Here is a 22,464-nt window from a genome sequence, read left to right on the forward strand (position 1 = left end):
CGGCGCCCCCCAGAAACCCGCCAGAGCAGCTTTACTTGTCCAGGCAAGTCGCGCCTGTAGATGGCCCCGCCGCATTCTGCCCGGGACCGGCATTGCGAGAAGGACACGGAGTGTCGTTCAACCCCGTACAAAACCCTTGTCGCCCCCCTGACATGAACGCCTGTTGGAGCAGTCGTTTGCTGGCCAGTACCTCATCGCGGTCTGGTCGCGCCCGTGCCATCGCAGCCCGGGCGCCGCCTCTTTAAAGGAGTAAAGACATGACTCAGTATGACAAACAGCTCAACAACCCCAAACAGCCGTCGCGCCAGGCACGCCTGGAAAGCACCGGCGCCGAACGCCTGACGCTGGCCAACGCCGGGCCGATCCAGATGGGCTTCTGGGTGCCCAACCGGGTATGGGCCACGGCCAAATTCCTGGTGCCGCTGCGCAACCTGATCGCCGAGAAGAAAAAGGCCGGCACCCTGACCCCGATGCGCACGGAAATCATCGAGTTCAAGACCTGGGTCACCCACAACAGCGTGTACCGCATGTGGGTCAACTCGATGATCGAACAATCGAACGCCTACGTGGCGACCCTGGACGAGGCGACCAAGGAGCAGATCAAGGACACGGACGGCGATGCGCTGTGGATCGCCGGCTACGACAGCTTCTTCGAGATTCTCAACGAGATCATCAGCACCTCCTCGTCGTTCAATACCACGGCCCAGGTCGGCACGCCGATGAACGCTTTCCTGGCGGTGTCGATGGGCACCGAGGCGGGTGTCGCGCTGTTCCATGACACGACCTTCAACCAGCAGTTCAAGAAGGTCCTCAATGCCTGGAACGCCTTCCTCAAGAGCAGCGCTTCCCTCGACAAGCTGGACATCAACGACCCGGAAAAAGAGGGCTCGTGGATCTCCGCGGCGGCCCATGAGGCCGGGGTCTGGACGCAGATGGAGCATGACCCGAACCTGCCCGGCTACGGCTTCGATTCCTGGAACGCGTTTTTCATCCGCAGGTTCGTGCCCGGCGCGCGGCCGTTCCAGGGCAATCCGCTGACCCAGGTCGATATCGGCTGCGAGACCACGCCCTGGCAGTACGAAAACGATGTGGCGTTCGAGACCGAGTTCTGGATCAAGGACGTCAATTACTCGCTGCTCGATCTGTTCGGCGGCCAGGAGCAGTGGGCCGCGCCGTTCCAGGGGGGGCAGGCTTACCAGGGCTTCCTGTCGGCGACCCACTATCACCGCTGGAACGCCCCGCTCGATGGCAAGCTGGTGCGCTCCTGGGTACAGCCGGGCACCTATTTCGCCCAGCGTCCGGCCCAGGGCGAAGACGAGGGCACCTGGGAGGGCACCGAGTCGCAGCCGTACCTGGGGCATGTCGCCGCCCGGGCGATCTTTGTCTTCGAGCACCCGACCTGCGGTTATGTCGCGCTGATCTGCATCGGCATGGTCGAGGTCTCGACCTGCGTGATCGAGCCGCCGTTCATCGTCGACGAAGGCGCGGCACCGGTGAACATCACCCGTGGCACCGAGATCGGGCATTTCGAGTTCGGTGGTTCGACCCACATGATGATCTTCCAGAAGGGCCGGGTGCAGTTGGAGGACTGGGCGGTGAACGCGGTCGCGCACCAGAACGACCCGCAACCGACGCCCATGGGCACGGTGATCGCCACGGCGCTGCTGAACAAGGGTTGAGCCGCCGAGCACAAGCGACGGCGCCCTCGCGCCGTCGCCTGCAAACCGCTGTCAGCCGCTGGCCTGGACCAGGTACTTGTGGAACCACGCCAGCGTCCGGTCCCAGGCCAGGGTGGCCGCCGCCTCGTCGTAGCGCGGGGTCGAGTCGTTGTGAAAGCCGTGGTTCACCCCGGGGTAGATGTAGGCCTCGTAGGTCTTGCCCGCGGCTTTCAGTGCCTGCTCGTAGGCCGGCCAGCCTTCGTTGATGCGGGTGTCCAGTTCGGCGTAGTGCAGCAACAGCGGCGCCTGGATCCGCTCGACTTCCGCGCTGTCCGGCTGGCGCCCGTAGAAGGGCACCGCCGCCGCCAGTTCCGGATAGGCCACGGCCGCGGCATTGGCCACGCCACCGCCATAACAGAAGCCGGTGATGCCGACCTTGCCGGTGCTGGCGTCGTGCTCGAGCAGCCATTGGACGGCGGCGAAAAAGTCGTTCATCAGCTTTTCCGGATTGATCTTCAGTTGCAGTTCGCGACCCTTGTCGTCGTTGCCGGGGTAACCGCCGAGGGAGGTCAGGCCGTCGGGGGCCAGGGCGATGAAACCGGCCTTGGCCAGGCGCCGCGCGACGTCCTCGATGTACGGGTTGAGCCCGCGATTTTCATGGGCTACCACCACCGCCGGCAACTTGCCTTCGCCTTTCGCCGGGCGCACCAGGTATCCCCGGACCTGTTCGTGGCCCTTGGGCGAGGGGTAGGTGATGTATTCGGCGACGATCGCCGGGTCGGTGAACGACACCTGTTCGGCCAGGGCGTAGTTCGGCGTCAGGGCGGCGAGGGTGGCGCTGGCGGTCAGCCCGACCAGGGTGAAGGCCGCCGCCCGGTCGAGAAACTCGCGGCGGCTGATCTTGCCGTGGGCGTAGTAGTCGTAGAGCTCGAGCAGCTCGGGGGCGAAGTCTTTGGCACTGAGACGTTGCATCGCGCGTTATCTCCTCACTCATGGGCGTCCGGGTGCCACATGACTTGTGGGCGGGACGAATTCGCCCCGGTTGCCTCAGTAAAGCAAGCCTGGGCCCGGGCGGCCAATGCGCAGGGCCGGCGTTGTGTTTGGGCAAAGCCTTGGCTAATCTCGCATAAACACGCAAAAACAGGCATAACCATGCAAAATCAGCATTCCATCGCCGAACTGCCCCATGTGCGCCGGCAGAAGATCCTGCTGCTGCTCGAACGCGACGGCAAGGTCATGGCGTCCGAGCTGGGCCAGCATTTCGCGGTCTCGGAGGACACCATCCGCCGCGACCTGGCGGAGCTGGCCGATGCCGGGCTGCTGCAGCGGGTGCACGGCGGCGCGCTGCCACGGCCCAAGGACACCGGCAAGGATGTGTTCACCCGCCTGGGCGAAAGCAGCGAGGTCAAGCGCCACCTGGCCAGGCTCGGCGCGCAGCGGGTGCAGGAAGGGCAGATCGTGATGTTCGACTCGGGCTCGACCACGCTGCTGATCGCCCAGTCGCTACCTGCCGATATCGGCATCACCGCGGTCACCGCTTCGCCGCTGATCGCCGTCGCCCTGGCCGAATACCCGCGCAGCCAGGTGATTCTCGCCGGCGGCCGGCTCAACCCGGCGACCCTGTCTTCCGGCGGCCATGAGGCGGTACGCCTGATCCAGGGCATCCGCGCCGACCTGCTGTTCACCGGGGTATGCGCGATTCACCCGGAGGTCGGCATCACCTCGCTGCACTTCGACGAGGTGCCGGTAAAGCAGGCCTTGCTCGACAGCGCTTCCCAGGTCATCGCGGTGACCACCGCCGACAAGCTCGGCGCGGTGGAACCCTTCGCCGTGGCGCCGTGCAATCGCCTGCATACGCTGATCACCGAGCAGCACCTGGCCTCGGGCAGCATCGAGGATTACCGGCGCCTGGGCATCGAGGTGGTGCAGGCGCCGGTGTGACGGCGGGGCCGCTTCAGGGTACTTTCTCTGGCCATGAGCCTCGCCAACAGGACAGCGTGTCGCCATGAAACCGAGCTTCGAGCAGATCCCCACCACGGCCACCGCCTCCTGGTCGATGCTCGATCGGCGCCTGGCCGAGGAAATTCCCTTCGAATGGCATCACCACCCCGAATACGAACTGACCCTGACCCTCAACAGTCGCGGGCAGCGCTATATCAGCGGCGATGTGCGTGCCTATGACGATTGCGACCTGGTGCTGGTGGGGCCGAACGTGCCCCACAGCTGGAGTTCGCAGCAGCGGATCGACCCGCGCCAGCCCCATGTCGCCCTGGTGATCTGGTTTTCCGAAGCCTGGGCGACTGCCCTGGTCGAGCTGTTTGCGGAAATGGCCGGCCTGCGCCCCCTGCTGGCCGCGGCCCGCGGTGCCTTGCAGTTCAGCGGCGAGGCGGCACGGGAGTCGCGCCCGCTGATCGAGGCCATGGTCGCCCAGGATGAACCGACGCGGCTGGTGTCGTTGCTGGCGTTGCTGACGCGCCTGAGTCGCGACCGTGGCGCCGAGAAGATCCTGCCGGCCGCCGCCGGCCCGGCGGTGCTTGAGGACGGGCGTCTGCAGCGGGTGCTGGAGCATATTCACGCGCATTACTGCCAAGCGCTGAGCATCGCCGAGCTGGCGCGGATGGCCTGTGTCAGCGTCTCGGCGTTTCACCGGATGTTCCGCCGCCATACCCGGGCGACGCCCCTGGAGTACATCGCTCGCCTGCGCATCGGCCGTGCCTGCGCGCTGCTGGTGCAAGGGCCGCAGACCCCGGTGACCCAGGTTGCCGAGGCCGTGGGCTATGGCTCGCTGGCCCTGTTCAATCGCCAGTTCAAGGCCCGGCAGGGCATGACCCCTTCGGCTTTCCGCCAGCGCCACCGCGCGCATTTCCAGTGACAGTATCCTGCTGCCAGCGGCGCTGGAAACGCCACAATCGTATCGGTCGACGCGCCAAACCCCACTGCCTGCGGCCAGGGCCCTGGGGTTTCATGGCAACAGCGCGGCGCCATGCTCGCGCTTCTCCCGACCCGAACGACACAGGCCATGACCATGAATCCTTACGCTGCCTTCCACTGCCAGACCCTGCCCGACAACTACCGTGAGCACATAGTGCGGATGAAGCGCGCCCTGCGTGCGCGGATCGGCGACGTGCAGTCGCTGTTCGCCGAGGTCAGCGCCTTTATCGAGCAGGAGATCGCCTCGATCGATGCCCAGGGCGGCCAGGCCTGGCCGCAGCTGGACTATGCGCAGATCGCCGCGGGCCGGGTCAGCGCCGAACAGCGCGCGGCGATCCACCGGCGCGGTTGCGTGGTGGTGCGAGGGCATTTCGCCCGGGACAGGGTCAGCACCTGGGACCAGGATCTGCTGGGCTATCTGGCGCGCAATGATTTCGAACGGATCTACCGCGGCCCGGTCGACCGCTTCTTCGGCAACCTGGAGGCCTCGCGGCCGCAGATCTTGCCGATCTACTGGTCGCGGGCGCAGATGCAGTTGCGCCAGCACGAGCGCATGGCCCGGGTGCAGGTCTTTCTCAACCGGCTGTGGAAGAGCGAGTCCCAGGGCCGGCAATGGTTCGACCCGCAGGTGAATGCGCTGTACCCCGACCGGGTCCGGCGCCGGCCGCCGGGCACCCGTTCCGGAGGGCTGGGCCCGCACACCGATTCCGGCGCCCTGGAGCGCTGGCTGCACCCGGCCTACCTGAAGGTTTTCGACAGCCTTTACCGTAATGACTTCGCGGCCTACGACCCCTGGGACGCGGCGCATCGCACCGAGGTCGACGAGTACGCTTACCGCGACACGGTGACGTGCTCGGTGTTCAGGACCTTCCAGGGCTGGACCGCGCTATCGGACATGCGCGCCGACCAGGGCGTGCTGCACTGCGTGCCGATTCCCAAGGCCATGGCCTACCTGCTGTTGCGCCCGTTGCTCGACGACGTGCCGGAAGATGAATTGTGCGGCGTGGCGCCGGGCCAGGTGTTACCGGTTTCCCGGCAATGGCACCCGCTGTTGATGCAGGCCTTGCGGCCGATCCCCGAGGTGCGCGCCGGCGATTCGGTGTGGTGGCATTGCGACCTGGTCCACAGCGTGGCCGCCGTGGAAAACCAGCAGGGCTGGGGCAATGTGATGTACGTGCCGGCGGCGCCCATGTGCGCGAAAAACCAGGCTTACGCCAAGGCGGTGTATGGCGCTTTCGAGCGGGGCGTATCGCCGCCGGACTTTCCCCGGGAAGACTATGAAAGCACCTGGCAGGGCCGGTTCGGCCCCGAGGAGCTCAACGCCATCGGCCGGCGCGGCCTGGGGCTGGAGTGACCTCTAGGCTATCGGGGCTCAGGCCGAGGGCGGTGGTGTCTGTTGCTGAGGGGCCGGGCGAGGGATGCCGGGCTTATTCGACCCGGCGGAATACCAGCGCCTTCAAGCCGCTCTCGATATCGCTATCGGGAAACTCCGGCGGGTTGTCCAGGCGTTGCTCGAAGCGCAGGCCCGGGGCCTCGCGGGTGACGCCGTCGATCAGGAAGTCCGAGGCGACGGCCGGGTCGTTCATGCAGGCCAGCACGCAGCCGTCGGCCGTGAGCAGTTCCGGCAGGCGCCGCAGCACCCGGGCGTAGTCCTTGGTCAGCAGGAAGCTGCCTTTCTGGAACGAAGGCGGGTCGATGATCACCAGGTCGTAGGGCCCGCCACTTTTTACCTTGCTCCAGGACTTGAACAGGTCGTGGCCGAGAAAGCTCACCCGGCTCAGGTCGTGGCCGTTGAGCCGGTGGTTGTCGCGGCCACGGCTCAGGGCCGCGCGCGACATGTCGAGGTTGACCACATGGGTCGCTCCGCCCTCGATGGCCGCCACCGAGAAGCCGCAGGTGTAGGCGAACAGGTTCAGCACGCGCTTGTCCCGGGCATTGGCGCGCACCCAGTTGCGGCCGTAGCGCATGTCGAGAAACAGGCCGTTGTTCTGCTTCTGGCCCAGGTCCACCCGATAGCGCAGGCCTTCCTCGACAAGGGTCCATTCATCGATAGGTTCGCCCACCAGCCAGTCCACCGGGCTTTGCAGCTGATAACGGTGTTGCAGCAGCAGGGTATGGGCGCCACAGGCCTGCCACTGCGGCGAGGTGCTGAGTGCCAGCAGCAACTGCTTGAGCGCCTCCAGCTGCTGCGGCTCCGGCTCCTTGAACAGCGCCACCAACACCACGCCCTGCAGCCAGTCCACGGTCACTTGCTCCAGCCCCGGCCAGCAACGCCCGCGGCCATGGAACAGGCGCCGGGTTTCCGCCGGAGCGGACGCCAGGGCTGTCAGCAGGTGATGGTGCAGGATGGAGAGGGCGTCGGAGTTCATCGCAGGGGCCAGCAGCGGAAAAGGGCGGGCATTTTAAACACAAATGCCGCGTGGGGAACGCGGCAAGTCAGTGGCTTGCACCCGTGCCGATGGCCGGGGCTATGTCGAGCGGGGCTGCCGATCAGGTGTGGAACAGGGCGATGGCAAAGGAAACCACGATCATGCAGGCGACCGCAAAATTGATATTCATGACGTACTTGTCCGACGGTATTGAAGGTGGCGCCATTCTGAAGGCATCGGCGGAAAATGAAAAATCCGCTTTCATGATTTGAATGATCGACGGCAGTGATGGTTGACGGCGGCGTGGCATGAGGGCCGCCAGGCGGCGGGCGAGTGGATATCTGCACGAAGCTGATTATGCTTCAGGGAAACCTGGCAGCGATGCGAGGCCGTCAGCCTGTTTCCATGCGTTGTGCAATCCGTAGTTCGATGAGCTTCAGTGCGGTGAGCTTCAGTTCGATGACATCAGCCCAGGGCCTGGGTGTGGCAAGGGTAGTAAGGCACTCCGGCCTATAACAAGAACAAGACGGAGAACCCTCATGCCGGCAATCGACAGTACAACCACGGGCAGCACGCCCAACCGCGGGATCACCCGGGAGGAGCGCAAGGTCATTTTCGCTTCGTCCCTGGGCACCGTATTCGAGTGGTACGACTTCTACCTTTACGGCTCGTTAGCCGCGATCATCGCCAAGCACTTCTTTGCTGGCGTCAACGAGACCACCTCCTTCATCTTCGCCCTCCTGGCATTCGCCGCGGGCTTTGCCGTGCGACCGTTCGGCGCGATCGTGTTCGGCCGCCTGGGCGACATGATCGGGCGCAAGCACACCTTCCTCATCACCATCGTGATCATGGGTGTCTCCACCGCCGTGGTCGGCCTGCTGCCCAGCTACGCGACCATCGGCGTGGCGGCGCCGATCATCCTGATCAGCCTGCGCCTGCTGCAAGGCCTGGCGCTGGGCGGCGAGTATGGCGGCGCGGCGACCTATGTGGCCGAGCACGCCCCCAAGGGCAAGCGCGGCTACTTCACGTCGTGGATCCAGACCACGGCGACCCTGGGCCTGTTCCTGTCGCTGCTGGTGATCCTCGCCTGCCGCACGATCCTCGGCACCGAAGCCTTCGAGGCCTGGGGCTGGCGGATTCCCTTCCTGCTGTCGATCCTGCTGCTGATCGTCTCGGTGTACATCCGCCTGCAACTGAGCGAGTCGCCGGTGTTCCAGAAGATGAAGGCCGAAGGCAAGTCGTCCAAGGCGCCGCTGACCGAGTCCTTCGCCCGTTGGGACAACCTCAAGATCGTGATCATGGCGCTGCTCGGCGGCACCGCCGGCCAGGCGGTGGTCTGGTACACCGGGCAGTTCTACGCGCTGTTCTTCCTGCTGCAGACGCTCAAGATCGACCCGCAGACCGCCAACCTGCTGATCGCCGGCTCGCTGTTGATCGGCACGCCGTTCTTCATCCTGTTCGGCAGCCTGTCGGACCGCATCGGGCGCAAGGGCATCATCATGGCCGGCTGCGTCCTCGCGGCGCTGACCTACTTTCCGATCTTCAAGGCGCTGACTGAATACGGTAACCCCGAGGTGTTCAGCGCCCAGGAGCGCAATCCGGTCACGGTGGTCGCCGATCCCGCCCAGTGTTCGTTCCAGTTCGACCCGGTGGGCAAGGCGCGTTTCACCAGCTCCTGCGACCTGGCCAAGAGCGTGCTGGCGAAGAAGGCCATTCCCTACGAGAACGAGAAGGCCATGCCGGGCGCGGTAGCGCAGGTGCGGATCGGCGACAAGGTGCTGCCGAGCTTCGAAGGCACCGGAATGCCGGCCGCCGACTTCAAGGCGCAGAACGATGCCTTCGTCGCCACCCTGGGCAGCGCCCTCAAGGACGCCGGCTACCCCGAGAAGGCCGACCCGGCCAAGACCAACTATCCGGCGGTGCTGGCGCTGCTGACCCTGCTGGTGATCTACGTGACCATGGTCTACGGCCCGATCGCCGCCTGGCTGGTGGAGCTGTTCCCGGCGCGCATCCGCTACACCTCGATGTCGTTGCCGTATCACATCGGCAACGGCTGGTTCGGCGGCTTCCTGCCGACGGTGGCGTTCGCCATGGTGGCGGCCACCGGGGACATTTACTACGGGCTCTGGTACCCGATCGTCATCGCGGTGATGACGGCGATCCTGGGCACCTTGTTCCTGCCGGAAACCAAGGATCGGGACATTCATCACACCTGAAGGCGCTCAGCCGTCCTCTCCCGCAAGGGAGAGGACGCGCCGGTTTTCAGCGCGCCGCGCCGTGGCCGTTCAGTTCTGCTGGACGATCTGGATCAGGTTGCCGCAGGTATCATCGAAGACCGCGAGGGTCACCGGGCCGGCGACCGTCGGCGGCCGGGTGAACTGCACGCCCAGGGCGCTCAGCCGGGCATATTCGGCGTGTATGTCCTCGACCCCGAAGAAGGTGAAGGGAATGCCATCGCGTTTCAGCGCCGAGGTGAACGGCTTGGCGGCCGGGTGGGCGTCGGGCTCCAGCAGCAACTCGACGCCGTCGGGGTCGCCGGGCGAGGTCAGCGTCAGCCAGCGGTGCTCGCCCATGGCGATGTCGTGCTTGAGCTGAAAACCCAGCACATCCCGGTAGAAGGCCAGGGCCTTGGCCTGGTCGTCGACGACCACGCTGGTGATCACGATCTTCATGGGTTTGTTCTCCGTATTGATGCGCGAATGGCCAGCAGGATATCGAGGGCCTGTCGGCGATAAATGCCTGACAGGGATAATAGTCGGGCAGCAGCGTCGCCCTCGCCCTGGAGTGTTACAGGCTGCCACCGGGCGAGGAGGGCGGGCCGGGTTTTCCCGCCGATTCCCGCACGATCCGGCGCCGGGGCTGTAAACTGGCGCCTTTTATCCCCTCGAACAAGAGAGCCCCATGGCCAACCACGATATCGATTTCATTCCCGATCCCGACGCGGATTCCATCTCTTCCGACGTTGCCGGTTTCGCCGGCATCCTGGTCTCCACCCAGATCCCCACCCGTGCCGACGGCAGCCTGGAGCTGGGCGACATCACTGCGCAGAGCGAGTGCACCCTGCAGGCGCTCAAGGTGGCCCTGGAAAAGGCCGGCAGCTCCATGGACCGGGTCCTGCACCTGACCATCTACCTCACCGACATGGCCGAGCGCGCCGCGTTCAATGCGGTCTACCAGCGCTTCTTCGCCAAGCCCTGGCCGGTGCGCGCCGCCGTTGGCGTGGCGTCCCTGGCGGTCGAAGGCATGCGCGTGGAAGTCACCGCGATGGCGGCCAAGGGCTGAGTTTGCGGCGTTATCCGGTGGTGCCGCTCGGCGAGTGGGCGCCACCGGGCAGTACACGGGTGCCGGTCAGGCGTTTCGCCGCTACAATGCGCGCCTCGACTGTGACAAGCCTGACTAAAAAAATATGTCCTTGCCCAAGCATCACCTGGAATTGCTCAGCCCTGCCCGCGATGTCGCCATCGCCCGCGAGGCCATCCTGCATGGCGCCGACGCCGTGTACATCGGCGGCCCGAGCTTCGGCGCGCGCCACAACGCCTGCAACGAAGTGAGCGAAATCGCCGAGCTGGTGGAGTTCGCCCGCCGTTACCACGCGCGGATCTTCACCACTATCAACACCATCCTGCACGACAACGAGCTGGAGCCGGCGCGCAAGCTGATCCACCAGCTGTACGACGCGGGCGTTGATGCGTTGATCGTCCAGGACCTGGGCGTGATGGAGCTGGACATTCCGCCGATCGAGCTGCACGCCAGCACCCAGACCGATATCCGCACCCTGGCGCGGGCCAAGTTCCTCGACCAGGCCGGCTTCTCGCAACTGGTCCTGGCCCGCGAGCTGAACCTGCAGGAAATCCGCGCCATCGCCGACGAGACTGATGCGGCGATCGAGTTCTTCATCCATGGCGCGCTGTGCGTGGCCTTCTCCGGCCAGTGCAACATCTCCCATGCGCAGACCGGCCGCAGCGCCAACCGTGGCGACTGCTCCCAGGCCTGCCGCCTGCCGTACACCCTCAAGGATGAAAAGGGCGGTGTGATCGCCTACGAGAAGCACCTGCTGTCGATGAAGGACAACAACCAGAGCGCCAACATCCGCACCCTGGTGGAAGCCGGCGTGCGTTCGTTCAAGATCGAAGGGCGCTACAAGGACATGGGCTATGTGAAGAACATCACCGCCTATTACCGCCAGCGCCTGGATGACGTGCTCGAAGACCGTATCGACCTGGCCCGCGCCTCCAGCGGCCGCACCGCGCACTTCTTCCTGCCCGACCCGGAAAAGACTTTCCACCGCGGCAGCACCGATTATTTCGTCACCGATCGCAAGATCGACATCGGCGCCTTCGACTCGCCGACCTTTACCGGCCTGCCGGTGGGCGTGGTGGAGAAAGTCGCCAAGCGCGACCTGCACGTGGTGACCCATGAGCCGTTGTCCAATGGCGACGGCCTCAATGTGCTGGTCAAGCGCGAAGTGGTGGGTTTCCGCGCCAACATCGCCGAGCCCAAGGGCGAGTTCGAAGAGGACGGCGAGAAGCGCTATCGCTATCGCGTCGAGCCCAACGAGATGCCGGAAGGCCTGTACAAGCTGCGGCCGAACCACCCGCTGAACCGCAACCTCGATCACAACTGGCAGCAGGCCCTGCAGAAGACTTCGTCCGAGCGTCGCGTGGCCCTGAGCTGGGTCGCGCGCCTGCGCGAAGAACAGCTGGAAGTGACCGCGACGAGTGAAGAGGGGATCAGCGCCAGCGTGACCCTGGACGGCCCGTTCGGCGTCGCCAACAAGCCGGAGCAGGCGCTGGAACAACTGCGCGACCTGCTCGGCCAGCTCGGCACCACGCAGTACCACGCCATCGACATCAAGCTCGATGCGCCGCAGGCATTCTTCATCCCCAACTCGCAGCTCAAGGCCTTGCGCCGCGAAGTGATCGAAGCCTTGACCGCCGCGCGGGTTGCCGCTCACCCGCGTGGCAGCCGCAAGGCCGAGACCACGCCGCCACCGGTGTACCCGGAGTCGCACCTGTCGTTCCTGGCCAACGTGTACAACCAGAAGGCCCGCGACTTCTACCATCGCCATGGGGTGAAGCTGATCGATGCAGCCTACGAGGCCCACGAAGAGGCCGGCGAAGTGCCGGTGATGATCACCAAGCACTGCCTGCGTTTCTCCTTCAACCTGTGCCCGAAACAGGCCAAGGGCGTCACCGGCGTGCGCACCAAGGTGGCGCCGATGCAGCTGATTCACGGTGACGAAGTGCTGACCCTGAAGTTCGACTGCAAGCCGTGCGAGATGCACATCATCGGCAAGATGAAAGGCCATATCCTCAACATGCCGCAACCGGGCAGCGTGGTCGGCCACATCAGCCCCGAAGACCTGCTCAAGACCATCCCCCGCGCTCCGCACTGAGTGACGGGCGGGCGCGGCGCCATCACGGCGTCGCGCTCGTTCAAGCGCTGGCTGTCGTGCATCAACGCCATTGTCGACTGGGTCGGCAATGGCGTTGTTGTTTCTGCGAACCGCCTTAACGCGCTGGATCTTCCTCGGCGCGCAACTGAACACTCATGTCGTCGCAGCTTTGCGACCAGTCTTGCAGCCACTGTGGCAACTCGGGAGAGGTGTCCACGCCCAGCTCGTGGACGAACTCGCCGGGGGCGATGGTGCCTTTGGCCGAGCGGAACAGCCCGCGCATCACCACCACGCCGATCACCCGGCCTTTGCTCACGAAGCGGTGTTCCATAAAGCTCCATTTTTCGTCCCAGCCGAGGATCCGGCTATGGACCTCGAAGGCTTCGAACAACTTCAGTTCACGGCGGAATTTGCCCCACACATCGCCAACGATCGGCACTGCCCTGTGGCGCAGGGCCACGCGGTAGGCGCCGCTGCGCAGGACGAAATCCATGCGCCCGAGGTCGGCCAGGGTGAAGTAGCGGCCATTGGTGACGTGGCGGTTGAGGTCGAGGTCGAGCGGCCAGACGCGCATGCGCACGACGGTGGTGGCCAGGCCTTCTACCGGCTTGCGCCACGGACGACGAAACAGCATGAGCAGCATGCGGAACCAGAGATTCATGAGTACACCGATGATGGAAAAGGATGGCTGCACTCTAGGGAAGAAGAATCGGCTAAGGTAGGTGCGCAAATGACATTTTTCATGCGAAAAGCGCAACGGAATCCACTATGCACGTCACCTTGCTCCTGGCTGATCACTGTTCCGCCGCCAGCGCCACCCTGGCCCTGGAAGTGCTGAGCGCCGCCAACCTGTTCGCCGACAGCGCCAGCGCGCCGTTCGAGGTGGTGGTCGCCTCGCTGGATGGCGCCGATGTCAGCGCCTGGGGTGGGCAGGTGCTGCGGGTGCAGCGCTCGGTGGCCCAGATCGCCCAGACCGATCTGGTGCTGATCCCCGGTTTTCTCTTCACCCTGAAGGAGGCCTTGCCGGCATTTGCCGGGCATGGGCCCTGGTTGCGGCAACAGCATGCCCGGGGCGCGGTGCTGGCCTCGATGTGCACCGCCACCTTCCTCCTGGCCGAAGCCGGCCTATTGAAGGGCGCTCGCGCCACCACCCACTGGGCCTTCGCCGAACTGTTCCGGCGGCGTTATGCCGGGGTCGAGCTGGACGAGGGGCAGCTCCTCTGCGAGGACGATCGTCTGATCACCAGCGGCGGCGCGAGCGCGGCCATGGACCTGCTGTTGCATTTGGTGCGGCGTTTCGCCTCCCTGGAGCTGGCGCAGAAGTGCGGCAAGTACCTGCTGATCGACAAGGTGCGCAGCGAGCAGTCGGTCTATGTCATGTGGTCGCTGCCCAAGAGCCACGGCGATGGCGAGATCCTGCGGGTGCAGGACTGGCTGGAGGAACACTTCGACCAGCCGCTGCTGATCGACGACACGGCCCGCCGTTTTGGCTTTGGCGTGAGGAACTTCAAGCGCCGCTTCAAGGAGGCCACCGGCTACACCCCCCTGGCCTATCTGCAGACCCTGCGCCTGGAGAAAGCCAAGGAGCTGCTGGAGTCCACGCGCATGACCCTGGACAGCATCACCTACAAAGTGGGCTACGAAGACAGCAACTCGTTTCGCCGGCTGTTCCAGCAACGGGTCGGCCTGCTGCCGGCGGCTTACCGCAAGAAGTTCCAGGCCGGTGCGAGTTGATTCGCAGGCGAGTGAGGAGTGCGCTGAAGCTCGCGTCGCAGCGCTCAGGTGAACTGGAAAGGGGGGAAAAGCTACACAGGTACAACGCGAAGGGCTGTCGAACCCTCTGCTGCCTGGATGGATATCCGCCTATCGGGCAGGTGATGAAGGTCAATGTTCTTATTAATTGCATCATGGGCTGGTCTGAGCGCACAAAGGTGGCTTTAGGGATTTTCCGATAGGTTCTGTTTGGCGGCATCCCTAACCTTGGATGCATGAAATACAAACAGTTTCTTCAACCACTGGACAAAAACTTTTCCTCGCCCAAGGCGGTTGGCAAGCTCCTTCTGCTTTTGGCCTGGTTACTCCTGTTGTGCCTGTTCTGCGGTCTCTGCTTCTATTGGGTGTCCAGTTTAAATAACGAAATCTCCAAGCACCGCCGAGTGATGAATGACGAGGTTTACAGCGTTCAAGAGTCGCTGTTTCAGCGCGAGGCCTTGTTGCTGCATTTCAGCCGCTCGGTTCATTTGAATTCACCGGATGTGGTGTCTGCACCCGAAGCACTGAAAGTTCCTTTGGGTCAGGACCAACGCAAGAGAATCCTGCTGGGCAACTACGATTCGCCTTGGAGCCTGACTCTTTCCGGGCGCGATATTCGCGAGTTGGAAGAGTTTCAGCTCGGCCTCGTGTATGTGTCCAACAATGCAGAGCACACCATCAGCCGCATCTACGATCGCAGCTTCGACCATTACGTCCTGCCGAGCAGCGTGCTCAATGCGCTGGCTGCGACGACCATGGCAAGTAATCAGCAGTTCATCTGGTTGAACGATCCTGGTGATCCGCTCACGCGAATCTACATCTTTCGGCGCATTTCCAATGGTCAGGATGCTGGTTGGCTGGGCTTGGAAATTGTTGGCAAAGAGCTGGCGGCGGGGCTGCTTGGTCAAGGTTCGGATGGTTATCTGTTGTTGAACAGGGCGCGCCAGCAAGTGTTGGGCAGCGAGCCGGACAAAGACCTGAGCACCTATTTTTCCAGGGTCTGGTCCAAGGACGACTTCGGCTTTACTGGCCGCGGCCTGAACCTCGGTTATCTGTCCCTGAGCAAAAGCATCGGCGGTTCAAGGTGGATGTTGATCTACTACGTACCGTTCAAGGCGCTGCTGACGCCGCTGTGGCGGGACTCCGTGCTGGCCCTGCTGGTGTTCGGCCTGATGGCCATAGGCGTTCAGCGTCTGGTGCTGCGGATTAATCGGCGGTTGGTCAACCCGGCTCTGCATCGTTTGGAAGCCTTGATCGAAAGTGAAGAGTTCAGTCGTACGGTCATCGACACGGCTCCGGTAGCCCTGTGTGTGTTACGGCGTCTTGATGGCCAGGTGGTGCTGGAAAATCGTCTGTGCGTGCAGTGGTTAGGTGGAGACGCACAGCGCATTGCTCTGGAGCAGGACTGGATACGACGCGCGTTCGACAACAATTCACCTGTCTGCGAGGAGTTGGAGGCTGCCAGTGGTCATCATTTGCACCTGAGCTCGGTGCCTACCCGCTACAAGGGGGAGGACGTGCTGCTCTGTGCCTTCAGCGATATCAGCGCGCGCAAACAAATGGAGCTGGCCTTGGCTCGGGCCAAGCAGCATTCCGATGCGACCAACGAGGCTAAAAGCGTCTTTCTCGCGACCATCAGTCACGAAATCCGCACGCCTCTTTATGGGTTGCTCGGCACGCTGGAGTTGCTTGGCTTGACGAAGCTCGAACCACAGCAGGCGAATTATCTGGATGCCATGCAGCGCTCAGCATCGACCTTGGGACATTTGATCAACGATGTATTGGATGTCTCCAAGATCGAAGCTGGCCAGTTGGTGCTTGAGCCCGATGATTTCAACCCCTGCGAATTGGTGCAGGAGTTGATTCAGATGTTTTCCGCGGCAGCACAACGCAAGGGATTGATCCTACAAGCGTTCTGCGACCCGAAACTACCGATGATGATGCGCGGAGATGCGGCGCGGATTCGGCAGATTCTCAGCAATCTGCTGGGCAATGCCTTGAAGTTCACTGACTCCGGTCGAGTGGTGTTGCGCGTCAGGATCGAAAGTCGCGATTGCGAACGGTTGAACCTGCTTTGGCAAGTGACCGACACCGGCTGCGGCATTCGCATGGAAGAGCAAAGTCGTCTGTTCGAGCCGTTTTATCAGGCCGGAGACCGTCAGAGCCGAGCCGGTGGTACCGGGCTGGGCTTGTCTATTTGTCAGCGTCTGGCCGAGTTGATGAATGGCGATATCCGTCTGGTCAGTGCCTACGGGTTGGGTAGCAGTTTCACCTTGTCGTTACCGCTGGAGCTGGGTCGCCCGGAGAGCATGAGCGAGCAGGGCATTCGCCTGGCATCGTTACCGGTTTTCGTCAGCTCTCCTCTCCAGGAAGCGGCAGAAAACGTGTGCGGCTGGCTGAACCGTTGGGGGGCGTCCGCTCAGATCCTCAACAGCACCGAATTGCAACTGCCGCCTAGGGCGACGTTGGTGGAACTGACCGTCGAGAACGGCGCTGCCAACTCACTGCTATTACCCAGCAGTTCGCGGGTACGGGCTTACCTTGGGGCGCCAGGGCAGCCAGTACTGACGGACAGCGCCTGGGAGGTCAACCTCAACAATATTCACGCTATCGGCCAGGCGGTCAGCCTGGCTCAAGGCAGCAGCCAGGCGCGTGCCGAGACCAGCACCGAACCCTTTCGTCAATTGTTGCAACGAGTGTTAGTGATCGAAGACAACCCCATCAATCAGTTGGTGCTCAAGGAACAACTCGAAGTGCTGGGCTGTGAGGTGACTCTGGCCAGCGACGGACGCGAAGCGCTGATGCAATGGGCATGCGGCACCTTCGATCTGGTGCTGACCGACATCAACATGCCTGGCATGGATGGCCACCAATTGGCGCGACACATGCGCCGTATCGGTTGCGCCGTGCCGATCGTGGGAGCGACGGCCAACACTGACCCCGAAGAAGCTGCGCGTTGTCTTGATTCGGGCATGAACCTGTGTTTGACGAAGCCCGTGGATCTTCTGTCCCTGTTCAACAGCTTGAACGCCTTAAAGCCGGAGAAAATCGTATGTGCGCCATGAGTGTATTGATCGTCGAAGATCACCATTTTCAACGCGAATATCTGAAATCGCTGTTCAAGGCCGAGGGCGTGCATCGTATCGAGATTGCCGCTGACGGACAGGAAGCCCTGCAATGGCTGGACAAGCGAGACTTCGATCTGGTGCTCAGTGATCTGATGATGCCGGAGCTCGATGGCGTGCAGTTCATCCAGCAGCTGTCGTTGTCGAAGAAGCCGCCCCGCCTGGCGCTGATGAGCTCGTCCTCGCGACGCATGCTGGGGAGCGCCTGTACCGTGGCTGAAATGCTGGGAATCGAAGTGATCGATACGATTTCCAAACCTGCCATGCCGGCCTCGATCAGGAGCCTGATTGACAAGTGTGCGGCTCCCCGGGCGGTTCCCGAGAGCGCGCCGGCTCCGGTGTTGGTTTTCAACCGACAGCAGTTGCAGGAGGCCTTGGAACAGGGGCAGTTCAAAGCGTGGTTCCAACCGAAGAAGGCGTTGAGAAGCGGCAGGATCGCCTCGGCCGAGGCGTTGGTGCGTTGGGAACACCCGGCTTTGGGGACTTTGTTGCCTGGGCAGTTTCTATCGCAGATGGTTGATGCCGGGCTGGAAGAGGCATTGTTGTTCTGCATGATCGAACAAACTGTGAAGGCCCAGTTCAGCTGGCAGAACAGTGGTTTTCGAGTTCCGGTTTCGATCAACCTGCCGACTCACTTGTTGAATGACCCGACCTTGCCCGATCGGCTTCATGAATGTGTTCTACGCTTGAACGGCATGCCGTCCAGGCTGTGTTTCGAACTGACCGAATGCAGCATGACCGAGTTGCTCAGCCACTACATCGCCGGGGTATGCCGGTTGCGGATGAAAGGTTTCGGATTGGCCCAGGATGACTTCGGACAAGGGTTCAGTTCGTTTTACAACCTGGTGAAAACGCCCTTTACCGAGTTGAAAATCGACCGTGCGCTAATAGCCAATTGCGAGCATGAAGAAAGTACCGCCGCGGCGCTCAAAAGTATTATTGCACTGGGGCAGCATTTGGGACTTGAAGTCGTTGCAGAGGGTGTTGAGAATCACGCGCAGCTGGCGTTATTGCGCCAGTTCGAGTGTGACGCGGTACAGGGGTTCTTGATTTCCAAAGCCGTATCGAAAGAGTCGTTTTCGGCTTTGCTACAACAGGAGGGTCGATGATGAAACAGTCGACCCTCTAGGCTTCTCACTGGGTTGGATCAGCCGGATGATTTATGGGAAACGATAATCTAATTAAAAATTTTGCCCGTACTTCCTTGCGGTTGAACATGCTACTGATCGTAGCGGTTTCGCTGGCAATTCTGTTGTTCGCCATGACCTACTGGGCTGCCGAGCGCCTGGTTCAGGAACAGTTGTACAAGATAGAATTTCACTTCTCGCGCTTGATGGGCAACATCCATGAGCAGGAAGAATTCTTGCTGCGTGTTGCCCGGCATAGCGATGAGGTGACACAAAAACGGGATCAGGCAGTCATTCCGTTTCAGCATCGCTTGCTCAAGGAAGCACGCGACTCCTGGATCTACGAAGGACGCGAATTCTCCTTTTCCATGCCGTTCACTCTGGCTGTGCCCACTGAGATGGCTTCGCAGGGTGAAGATCAAGTTGCCGGTATTGGGAAGTTTGGGGTGCTGATTTCCAACTTGTACGGCTCGTACTGGAGCATTTCTTCTTATGCTGCGCCGCAAACGCTACTGCTGGATCTTGATAGCTCAATCAGCATTGGTGTTCCGGCAGCTACTGCCTCAAGGGAAAATGGACAGGTCGGTAAGAACGACTACCTGGAGCTGAGTGAAAACCTGAAAAAGCAAATTTTGAAGTTCCGCCCGGCACAATCGGATAATGCCGTGATGTGGGCGCCGGCCAATCATGTCCAGGGTGATGGGTCGTCTATCAAGTTCATTACCTACATGTACACCGACACGCCACAAAACCTGTTGGTCCACGATCAATCGAAGCGTCAACTGGTCATCGCCTCGTTGCTGGATCTGCGTTCAATTACCGACTCTTCTCGTCTCAGCGATTGGACGGTATTCGATGCCATGGAACTCATAACCCCCGACGGGTTGTTGCTGACGGGCAAGATACCCAGCTTCGACGATGCTCAAGAAGGGTTGCAATTGACCAGTGCCGGGTTCCTGGTCAAGACCACCAGCAAAGACGGCTGGCGCGGTTACTATCACCTTGATTACCGAAGCTTTTTTCAATATGCCAAGTGGCAGTTACTGGTGTTGCTGGCTGTGTGTCTGGCGTTTGTTGTCGTGGGTTATTTCTTGTTGCGCTGGTATGCCATGAGAGTGGTCGTACCGGCTCGCCGGGCTCATGACCGGGTTGTAGAGAGTGACTCGTTCAGCCGCGCGATCATTCAGAACGCCCCAGTGGCGTTGTGCGTGCTGGCGCGCAAAGATCGCAAGGTGGTGATGGAAAACGAGCTGGCGCTGCAATGGCTGGGAGACACACAAACCATCAGTCAGCTTAGCCGCGGCTGGCCTTCCGTAGCCGAATCGGCTGGAGCCGTCGAGGACAAGCATCTATCGATCACAATCAACGACCGACAGCTGGAAGTCAGTTTTTTGCCGTCGCGCTATCAAGGCGAAGACGTGGTGCTTTGTGCGTTCAGTGACATCAGTGCTTACAAGCTGGCGGAGCGGGCACTGGCTCAAGCCAAGCAATCGGCGGACGCTTCAAACGAGGCCAAGACCGTATTTCTGGCGACCATGAGCCATGAGATCCGCACGCCGCTGTATGGGGTGCTCGGCACCCTGGAACTCCTGACCCTGTCGCCGCTCAATGCCCTGCAACGTTCGCAAGTGCAAACCATGCAACGTTCCTCTTCGATTCTGTTGCAGGTGATCAGCGATATTCTGGACGTGTCGAAAATCGAAGCCGGGCAACTGGCGATCGAACACGTCGAGTTCAGTCCATTGGAAATGATCGAGGATGTCCTGCAGGCCTATTCGGCTGCTGCGGGTGCCAAAGGTCTGCACCTCTATGCCTGCGTGGAAGTCGAGCTACCGCGAAGAGTCAGAGGCGACGCAGCCAGAATTCGGCAGATACTCAACAATTTGCTCAGCAATGCGATCAAGTTCACCGATGTCGGACGAATCGCCTTGCGGGTCAAAAGCGAGCAGGTCGAGGGTGCCTGGCAGTTTCAGTGGCAGGTCACCGATACCGGCTGTGGCATTTCCAGCGAGCATCAGGTCCGCCTGTTCGAACCCTTCTATCAGGCACATAGCCAGCAGCACACCGTCGGTGGTACCGGGCTTGGCCTGTCGATTTGCTGGCGCTTGACGCAATTGATGGGCGGCAACCTGGCGATCGTCAGTGACACAGGACTGGGCAGCAGTTTCACCTTGAGCCTGCCACTCACGGTTGTGCCTGGTGAACATCCGCTCCTACCTGGGTTCACCCTGAAGAACGAGGCCGTTGCAGTACGCGCTCCCATCAAGGAGTTGGCCATCAGCGTCTGTAACTGGCTGTCGCATTTCGGAGCGCTGGCGGTGACCGGTAGCGAGGTATCCGATGACCGCTATCCTGGCGCGGTGCTTGTCGATGTGATCCCGGAACTTTTGCCGGCGCTGGAATGGAGTGGTGAGCGGGTTCGTTGCTCGGAAGAGGGATTGATCAAGCCACAGCGTACCGCCGATGGCTATACCGTCAGTCTGCACAGCCTCAAGGGCCTGCTACGAGCAGTGGCCCTGGCCCAGGGCGAGCCATTGGCTGCGAATGAAAGCGCCGAAGCGATACAGAGTTGGTGTCGGTTCAGCTTGCATGTGCTCGTCGCCGAAGATAACCCGATCAACCAGACCTTGATCAAGGAGCAGCTCCAGCAGCTGGGGTGCAGCGTGGCATTGGCATCCAACGGCGTGGAAGCGCTGCGACTCTGGGATCATGATGCTTTCGATGTCGTACTGACTGACGTCAATATGCCGGAAATGAATGGGTATGAATTGACCACGGCGCTACGTCGAGCCGATAGCAACACCCCCATTGTCGGCGTGACCGCCAACGCGTTGCGCGAGGAAGAGGAACGCTGTATCGGCGTAGGCATGAACGCTTGTGTGGTCAAGCCGATGTCATTGCAAACCCTGCACAATGTGCTGTTGAAACTCTGCGGACACCTGGATGGCGCAATACTGTCCGAGGAAGAGGCGTCGGAAGAGAAAAGTGTCATGCAAGTGTCCAGTCAATTGCGTGATGTATTCATTCAGACGTTCAAGGAAGACCTTGCCAAAACTCGCGCAGCAGTGCGGGACAAAGATGCCAAGGCAGTGGGCTCCATGTTGCACCGGATACGCGGTGGGTTGTCGGTGGTTCAGGCACAGGATCTGCTCGATCGTTGCGTGGCTATTGAAGCGCAACTGGATGCACAGGGTTGGGTGGAGGAAAGACGGCGTGAAGTAGAGGATGTCCTCGAGCAAATCACGCAGGAGATGGAAAAGTTATGAATGCTACGGAGAGCGTCGGGAGCGGTTTGGTCATTTCTTTTTCAAGGGCAGTCTTAGCATGAATAAAATAAAAGTGGTGCTGGCCGATGATCACCCCATCGTATTGGCAGGGGTGAAAGAAACGATCGAGAGTGACGGCGTGTATGACGTGGTGAGCGTGGCCAAGACGTCTGGCGAGTTGATGAGTGCCATCAACGAACATTCGCCGGATATCGTGATCACTGATTTCTACATGCCAGGCGATGAGCACTATGGCGATGGCATGCGCCTGATCAGCTACCTGGTGCGTCATTTCCCGCAGGTGCGTTTTCTGGTGCTGACCATGCTGAACAACCGTTCGATCCTGGGGAGCCTTTACGATTGCGGAGTGTCCGGCGTGCTGCAGAAAAGCATCAACCTCGATGAAATAAATGTGGCGTTGCGCACTATCTCCAAGGGCGGCATCTACAAGGGCAACTTCACTCTTGAGCCTGACAGTGTGATGGCCTCTACGTCGTCAGTCAGTGAGCGCATCGCGAGTATTTCAATCAAGGAAGCAGAAGTGCTGCGGCTGTTTTTGGCGGGTGAGCGGCTCAAGGATATCGCTACCAGCCTGCAACGCAGTGCAAAGACTGTCAGTACTCAGAAGACTTCGGTCATGCGCAAATTATGTGTCCACTCCGACCAGGAGCTGTTCGCATTCTGTCAGGAGCATCAGGTCGTCTGAAAGGACCTGGATTCAACGACTGACTTACCTTCTTGCGACTATTTTTCGTGTTGCTGACCACCTTGGGTGGTCATGTCTCCAGCATTGATCCAATTGGATTCTTGCTGCTCGTATTTTGATTCCTTCCTTGATCGC

Annotated in this window: 17 protein-coding genes; 12 read left to right on the forward strand and 5 right to left on the reverse strand. The window is 61.5% G+C overall.

Translation table 11 applies throughout. The annotated features are described in order from the left end of the window. Window positions 1-257 precede the first annotated feature (257 nt). Entirely contained in the window at window positions 258-1,679 is a 1,422-nt protein-coding gene (locus C4K27_RS11990) for a phosphatidylserine decarboxylase family protein (RefSeq protein ID WP_053260581.1), read from the forward strand. Window positions 1,680-1,730: 51 nt separating this feature from the next. On the opposite strand, the gene yghX is transcribed toward C4K27_RS11990, so the two are convergent. Continuing rightward, window positions 1,731-2,630, reverse strand: a complete 900-nt coding sequence (gene yghX, locus C4K27_RS11995) for a YghX family hydrolase (RefSeq protein ID WP_053260582.1) — start codon at window positions 2,628-2,630, stop codon at window positions 1,731-1,733. A gap of 180 nt (window positions 2,631-2,810) precedes the next feature. Here yghX and C4K27_RS12000 point away from each other — a divergent pair, with 180 nt between their 5' ends. The 3 genes from C4K27_RS12000 to C4K27_RS12010 all read left to right on the forward strand — a co-directional run bounded on the left by C4K27_RS12000 (window position 2,811) and on the right by C4K27_RS12010 (window position 5,943). Further along, window positions 2,811-3,599 carry a DeoR/GlpR family DNA-binding transcription regulator gene (locus C4K27_RS12000; RefSeq protein ID WP_007924902.1) on the forward strand — a complete coding sequence of 263 codons (789 nt, stop codon included), beginning with the start codon at window positions 2,811-2,813 and terminating at the stop codon, window positions 3,597-3,599. 64 nt (window positions 3,600-3,663) lie between these two features. Next, entirely contained in the window at window positions 3,664-4,530 is an 867-nt protein-coding gene (locus C4K27_RS12005; RefSeq protein WP_053260583.1) for a helix-turn-helix domain-containing protein, read from the forward strand. Between the two features lie 153 nt (window positions 4,531-4,683). Next, window positions 4,684-5,943, forward strand: coding sequence for a DUF1479 domain-containing protein (locus tag C4K27_RS12010; RefSeq protein ID WP_053260618.1), 1,260 nt, complete (start codon window positions 4,684-4,686; stop codon window positions 5,941-5,943). Between the two features lie 73 nt (window positions 5,944-6,016). Here the strand turns inward: C4K27_RS12010 and C4K27_RS12015 are convergent, their stop codons facing one another. Together C4K27_RS12015 and C4K27_RS12020 are read right to left on the reverse strand one after the other, a co-directional pair. Next, the gene (locus C4K27_RS12015; protein WP_053260584.1) at window positions 6,017-6,958 is read right to left on the reverse strand and encodes a class I SAM-dependent methyltransferase; all 942 of its coding nucleotides are present in this window, start codon (window positions 6,956-6,958) and stop codon (window positions 6,017-6,019) included. Window positions 6,959-7,079: 121 nt separating this feature from the next. Beyond that, the gene (locus C4K27_RS12020; RefSeq protein WP_081002254.1) at window positions 7,080-7,268 is read right to left on the reverse strand and encodes a hypothetical protein; all 189 of its coding nucleotides are present in this window, start codon (window positions 7,266-7,268) and stop codon (window positions 7,080-7,082) included. 229 nt (window positions 7,269-7,497) lie between these two features. On the opposite strand from C4K27_RS12020, the gene C4K27_RS12025 reads away from it, so the two are divergent. Continuing rightward, window positions 7,498-9,174 carry an MFS transporter gene (locus C4K27_RS12025; protein ID WP_053260586.1) on the forward strand — a complete coding sequence of 559 codons (1,677 nt, stop codon included), beginning with the start codon at window positions 7,498-7,500 and terminating at the stop codon, window positions 9,172-9,174. 69 nt (window positions 9,175-9,243) lie between these two features. Here C4K27_RS12025 and C4K27_RS12030 read toward each other — a convergent pair whose 3' ends face one another. After that, window positions 9,244-9,630: a VOC family protein gene (locus C4K27_RS12030; RefSeq protein WP_009048333.1), complete on the reverse strand. Its 387-nt coding sequence runs from the start codon at window positions 9,628-9,630 to the stop codon at window positions 9,244-9,246. A gap of 229 nt (window positions 9,631-9,859) precedes the next feature. Between C4K27_RS12030 and C4K27_RS12035 the strand changes: the two genes are divergently transcribed. Next, window positions 9,860-10,240: a RidA family protein gene (locus C4K27_RS12035; protein ID WP_053260587.1), complete on the forward strand. Its 381-nt coding sequence runs from the start codon at window positions 9,860-9,862 to the stop codon at window positions 10,238-10,240. Window positions 10,241-10,364: 124 nt separating this feature from the next. Next, window positions 10,365-12,353 (forward strand): peptidase U32 family protein, encoded by a 1,989-nt coding sequence (locus C4K27_RS12040; RefSeq protein WP_053260588.1) that lies wholly within the window; start codon window positions 10,365-10,367, stop codon window positions 12,351-12,353. A 115-nt stretch (window positions 12,354-12,468) separates the two neighbouring features. Here C4K27_RS12040 and C4K27_RS12045 read toward each other — a convergent pair whose 3' ends face one another. Further along, window positions 12,469-13,014, reverse strand: a complete 546-nt coding sequence (locus tag C4K27_RS12045) for a thioesterase family protein (RefSeq protein WP_053260589.1) — start codon at window positions 13,012-13,014, stop codon at window positions 12,469-12,471. A 107-nt stretch (window positions 13,015-13,121) separates the two neighbouring features. Between C4K27_RS12045 and C4K27_RS12050 the strand changes: the two genes are divergently transcribed. The 5 genes from C4K27_RS12050 (at window position 13,122) to C4K27_RS12070 (ending at window position 22,329) form a co-directional block, all read left to right on the forward strand. Next, window positions 13,122-14,087: a GlxA family transcriptional regulator gene (locus C4K27_RS12050; protein WP_053260590.1), complete on the forward strand. Its 966-nt coding sequence runs from the start codon at window positions 13,122-13,124 to the stop codon at window positions 14,085-14,087. Between the two features lie 254 nt (window positions 14,088-14,341). Continuing rightward, the gene (locus C4K27_RS12055) at window positions 14,342-17,170 is read left to right on the forward strand and encodes an ATP-binding protein (RefSeq protein ID WP_053260591.1); all 2,829 of its coding nucleotides are present in this window, start codon (window positions 14,342-14,344) and stop codon (window positions 17,168-17,170) included. Then, a complete protein-coding gene (locus C4K27_RS12060) occupies window positions 17,158-18,339 on the forward strand; it encodes a response regulator cyclic di-GMP phosphodiesterase PvrR (RefSeq protein WP_053260592.1) in 1,182 nt (393 codons plus the stop codon). The genes C4K27_RS12055 and C4K27_RS12060 overlap by 13 nt, the downstream gene beginning before the upstream one ends. A 53-nt stretch (window positions 18,340-18,392) precedes the next feature. Then, the gene (locus C4K27_RS12065; protein ID WP_053260593.1) at window positions 18,393-21,623 is read left to right on the forward strand and encodes a hybrid sensor histidine kinase/response regulator; all 3,231 of its coding nucleotides are present in this window, start codon (window positions 18,393-18,395) and stop codon (window positions 21,621-21,623) included. Window positions 21,624-21,681: 58 nt separating this feature from the next. Beyond that, window positions 21,682-22,329: a response regulator gene (locus tag C4K27_RS12070; protein WP_053260594.1), complete on the forward strand. Its 648-nt coding sequence runs from the start codon at window positions 21,682-21,684 to the stop codon at window positions 22,327-22,329. Window positions 22,330-22,464: the final 135 nt, after the last annotated feature.

This window comes from Pseudomonas chlororaphis subsp. chlororaphis (assembly GCF_003945765.1).
In the GTDB taxonomy this organism is placed as follows: Bacteria; Pseudomonadota; Gammaproteobacteria; order Pseudomonadales; family Pseudomonadaceae; genus Aquipseudomonas; species Aquipseudomonas chlororaphis.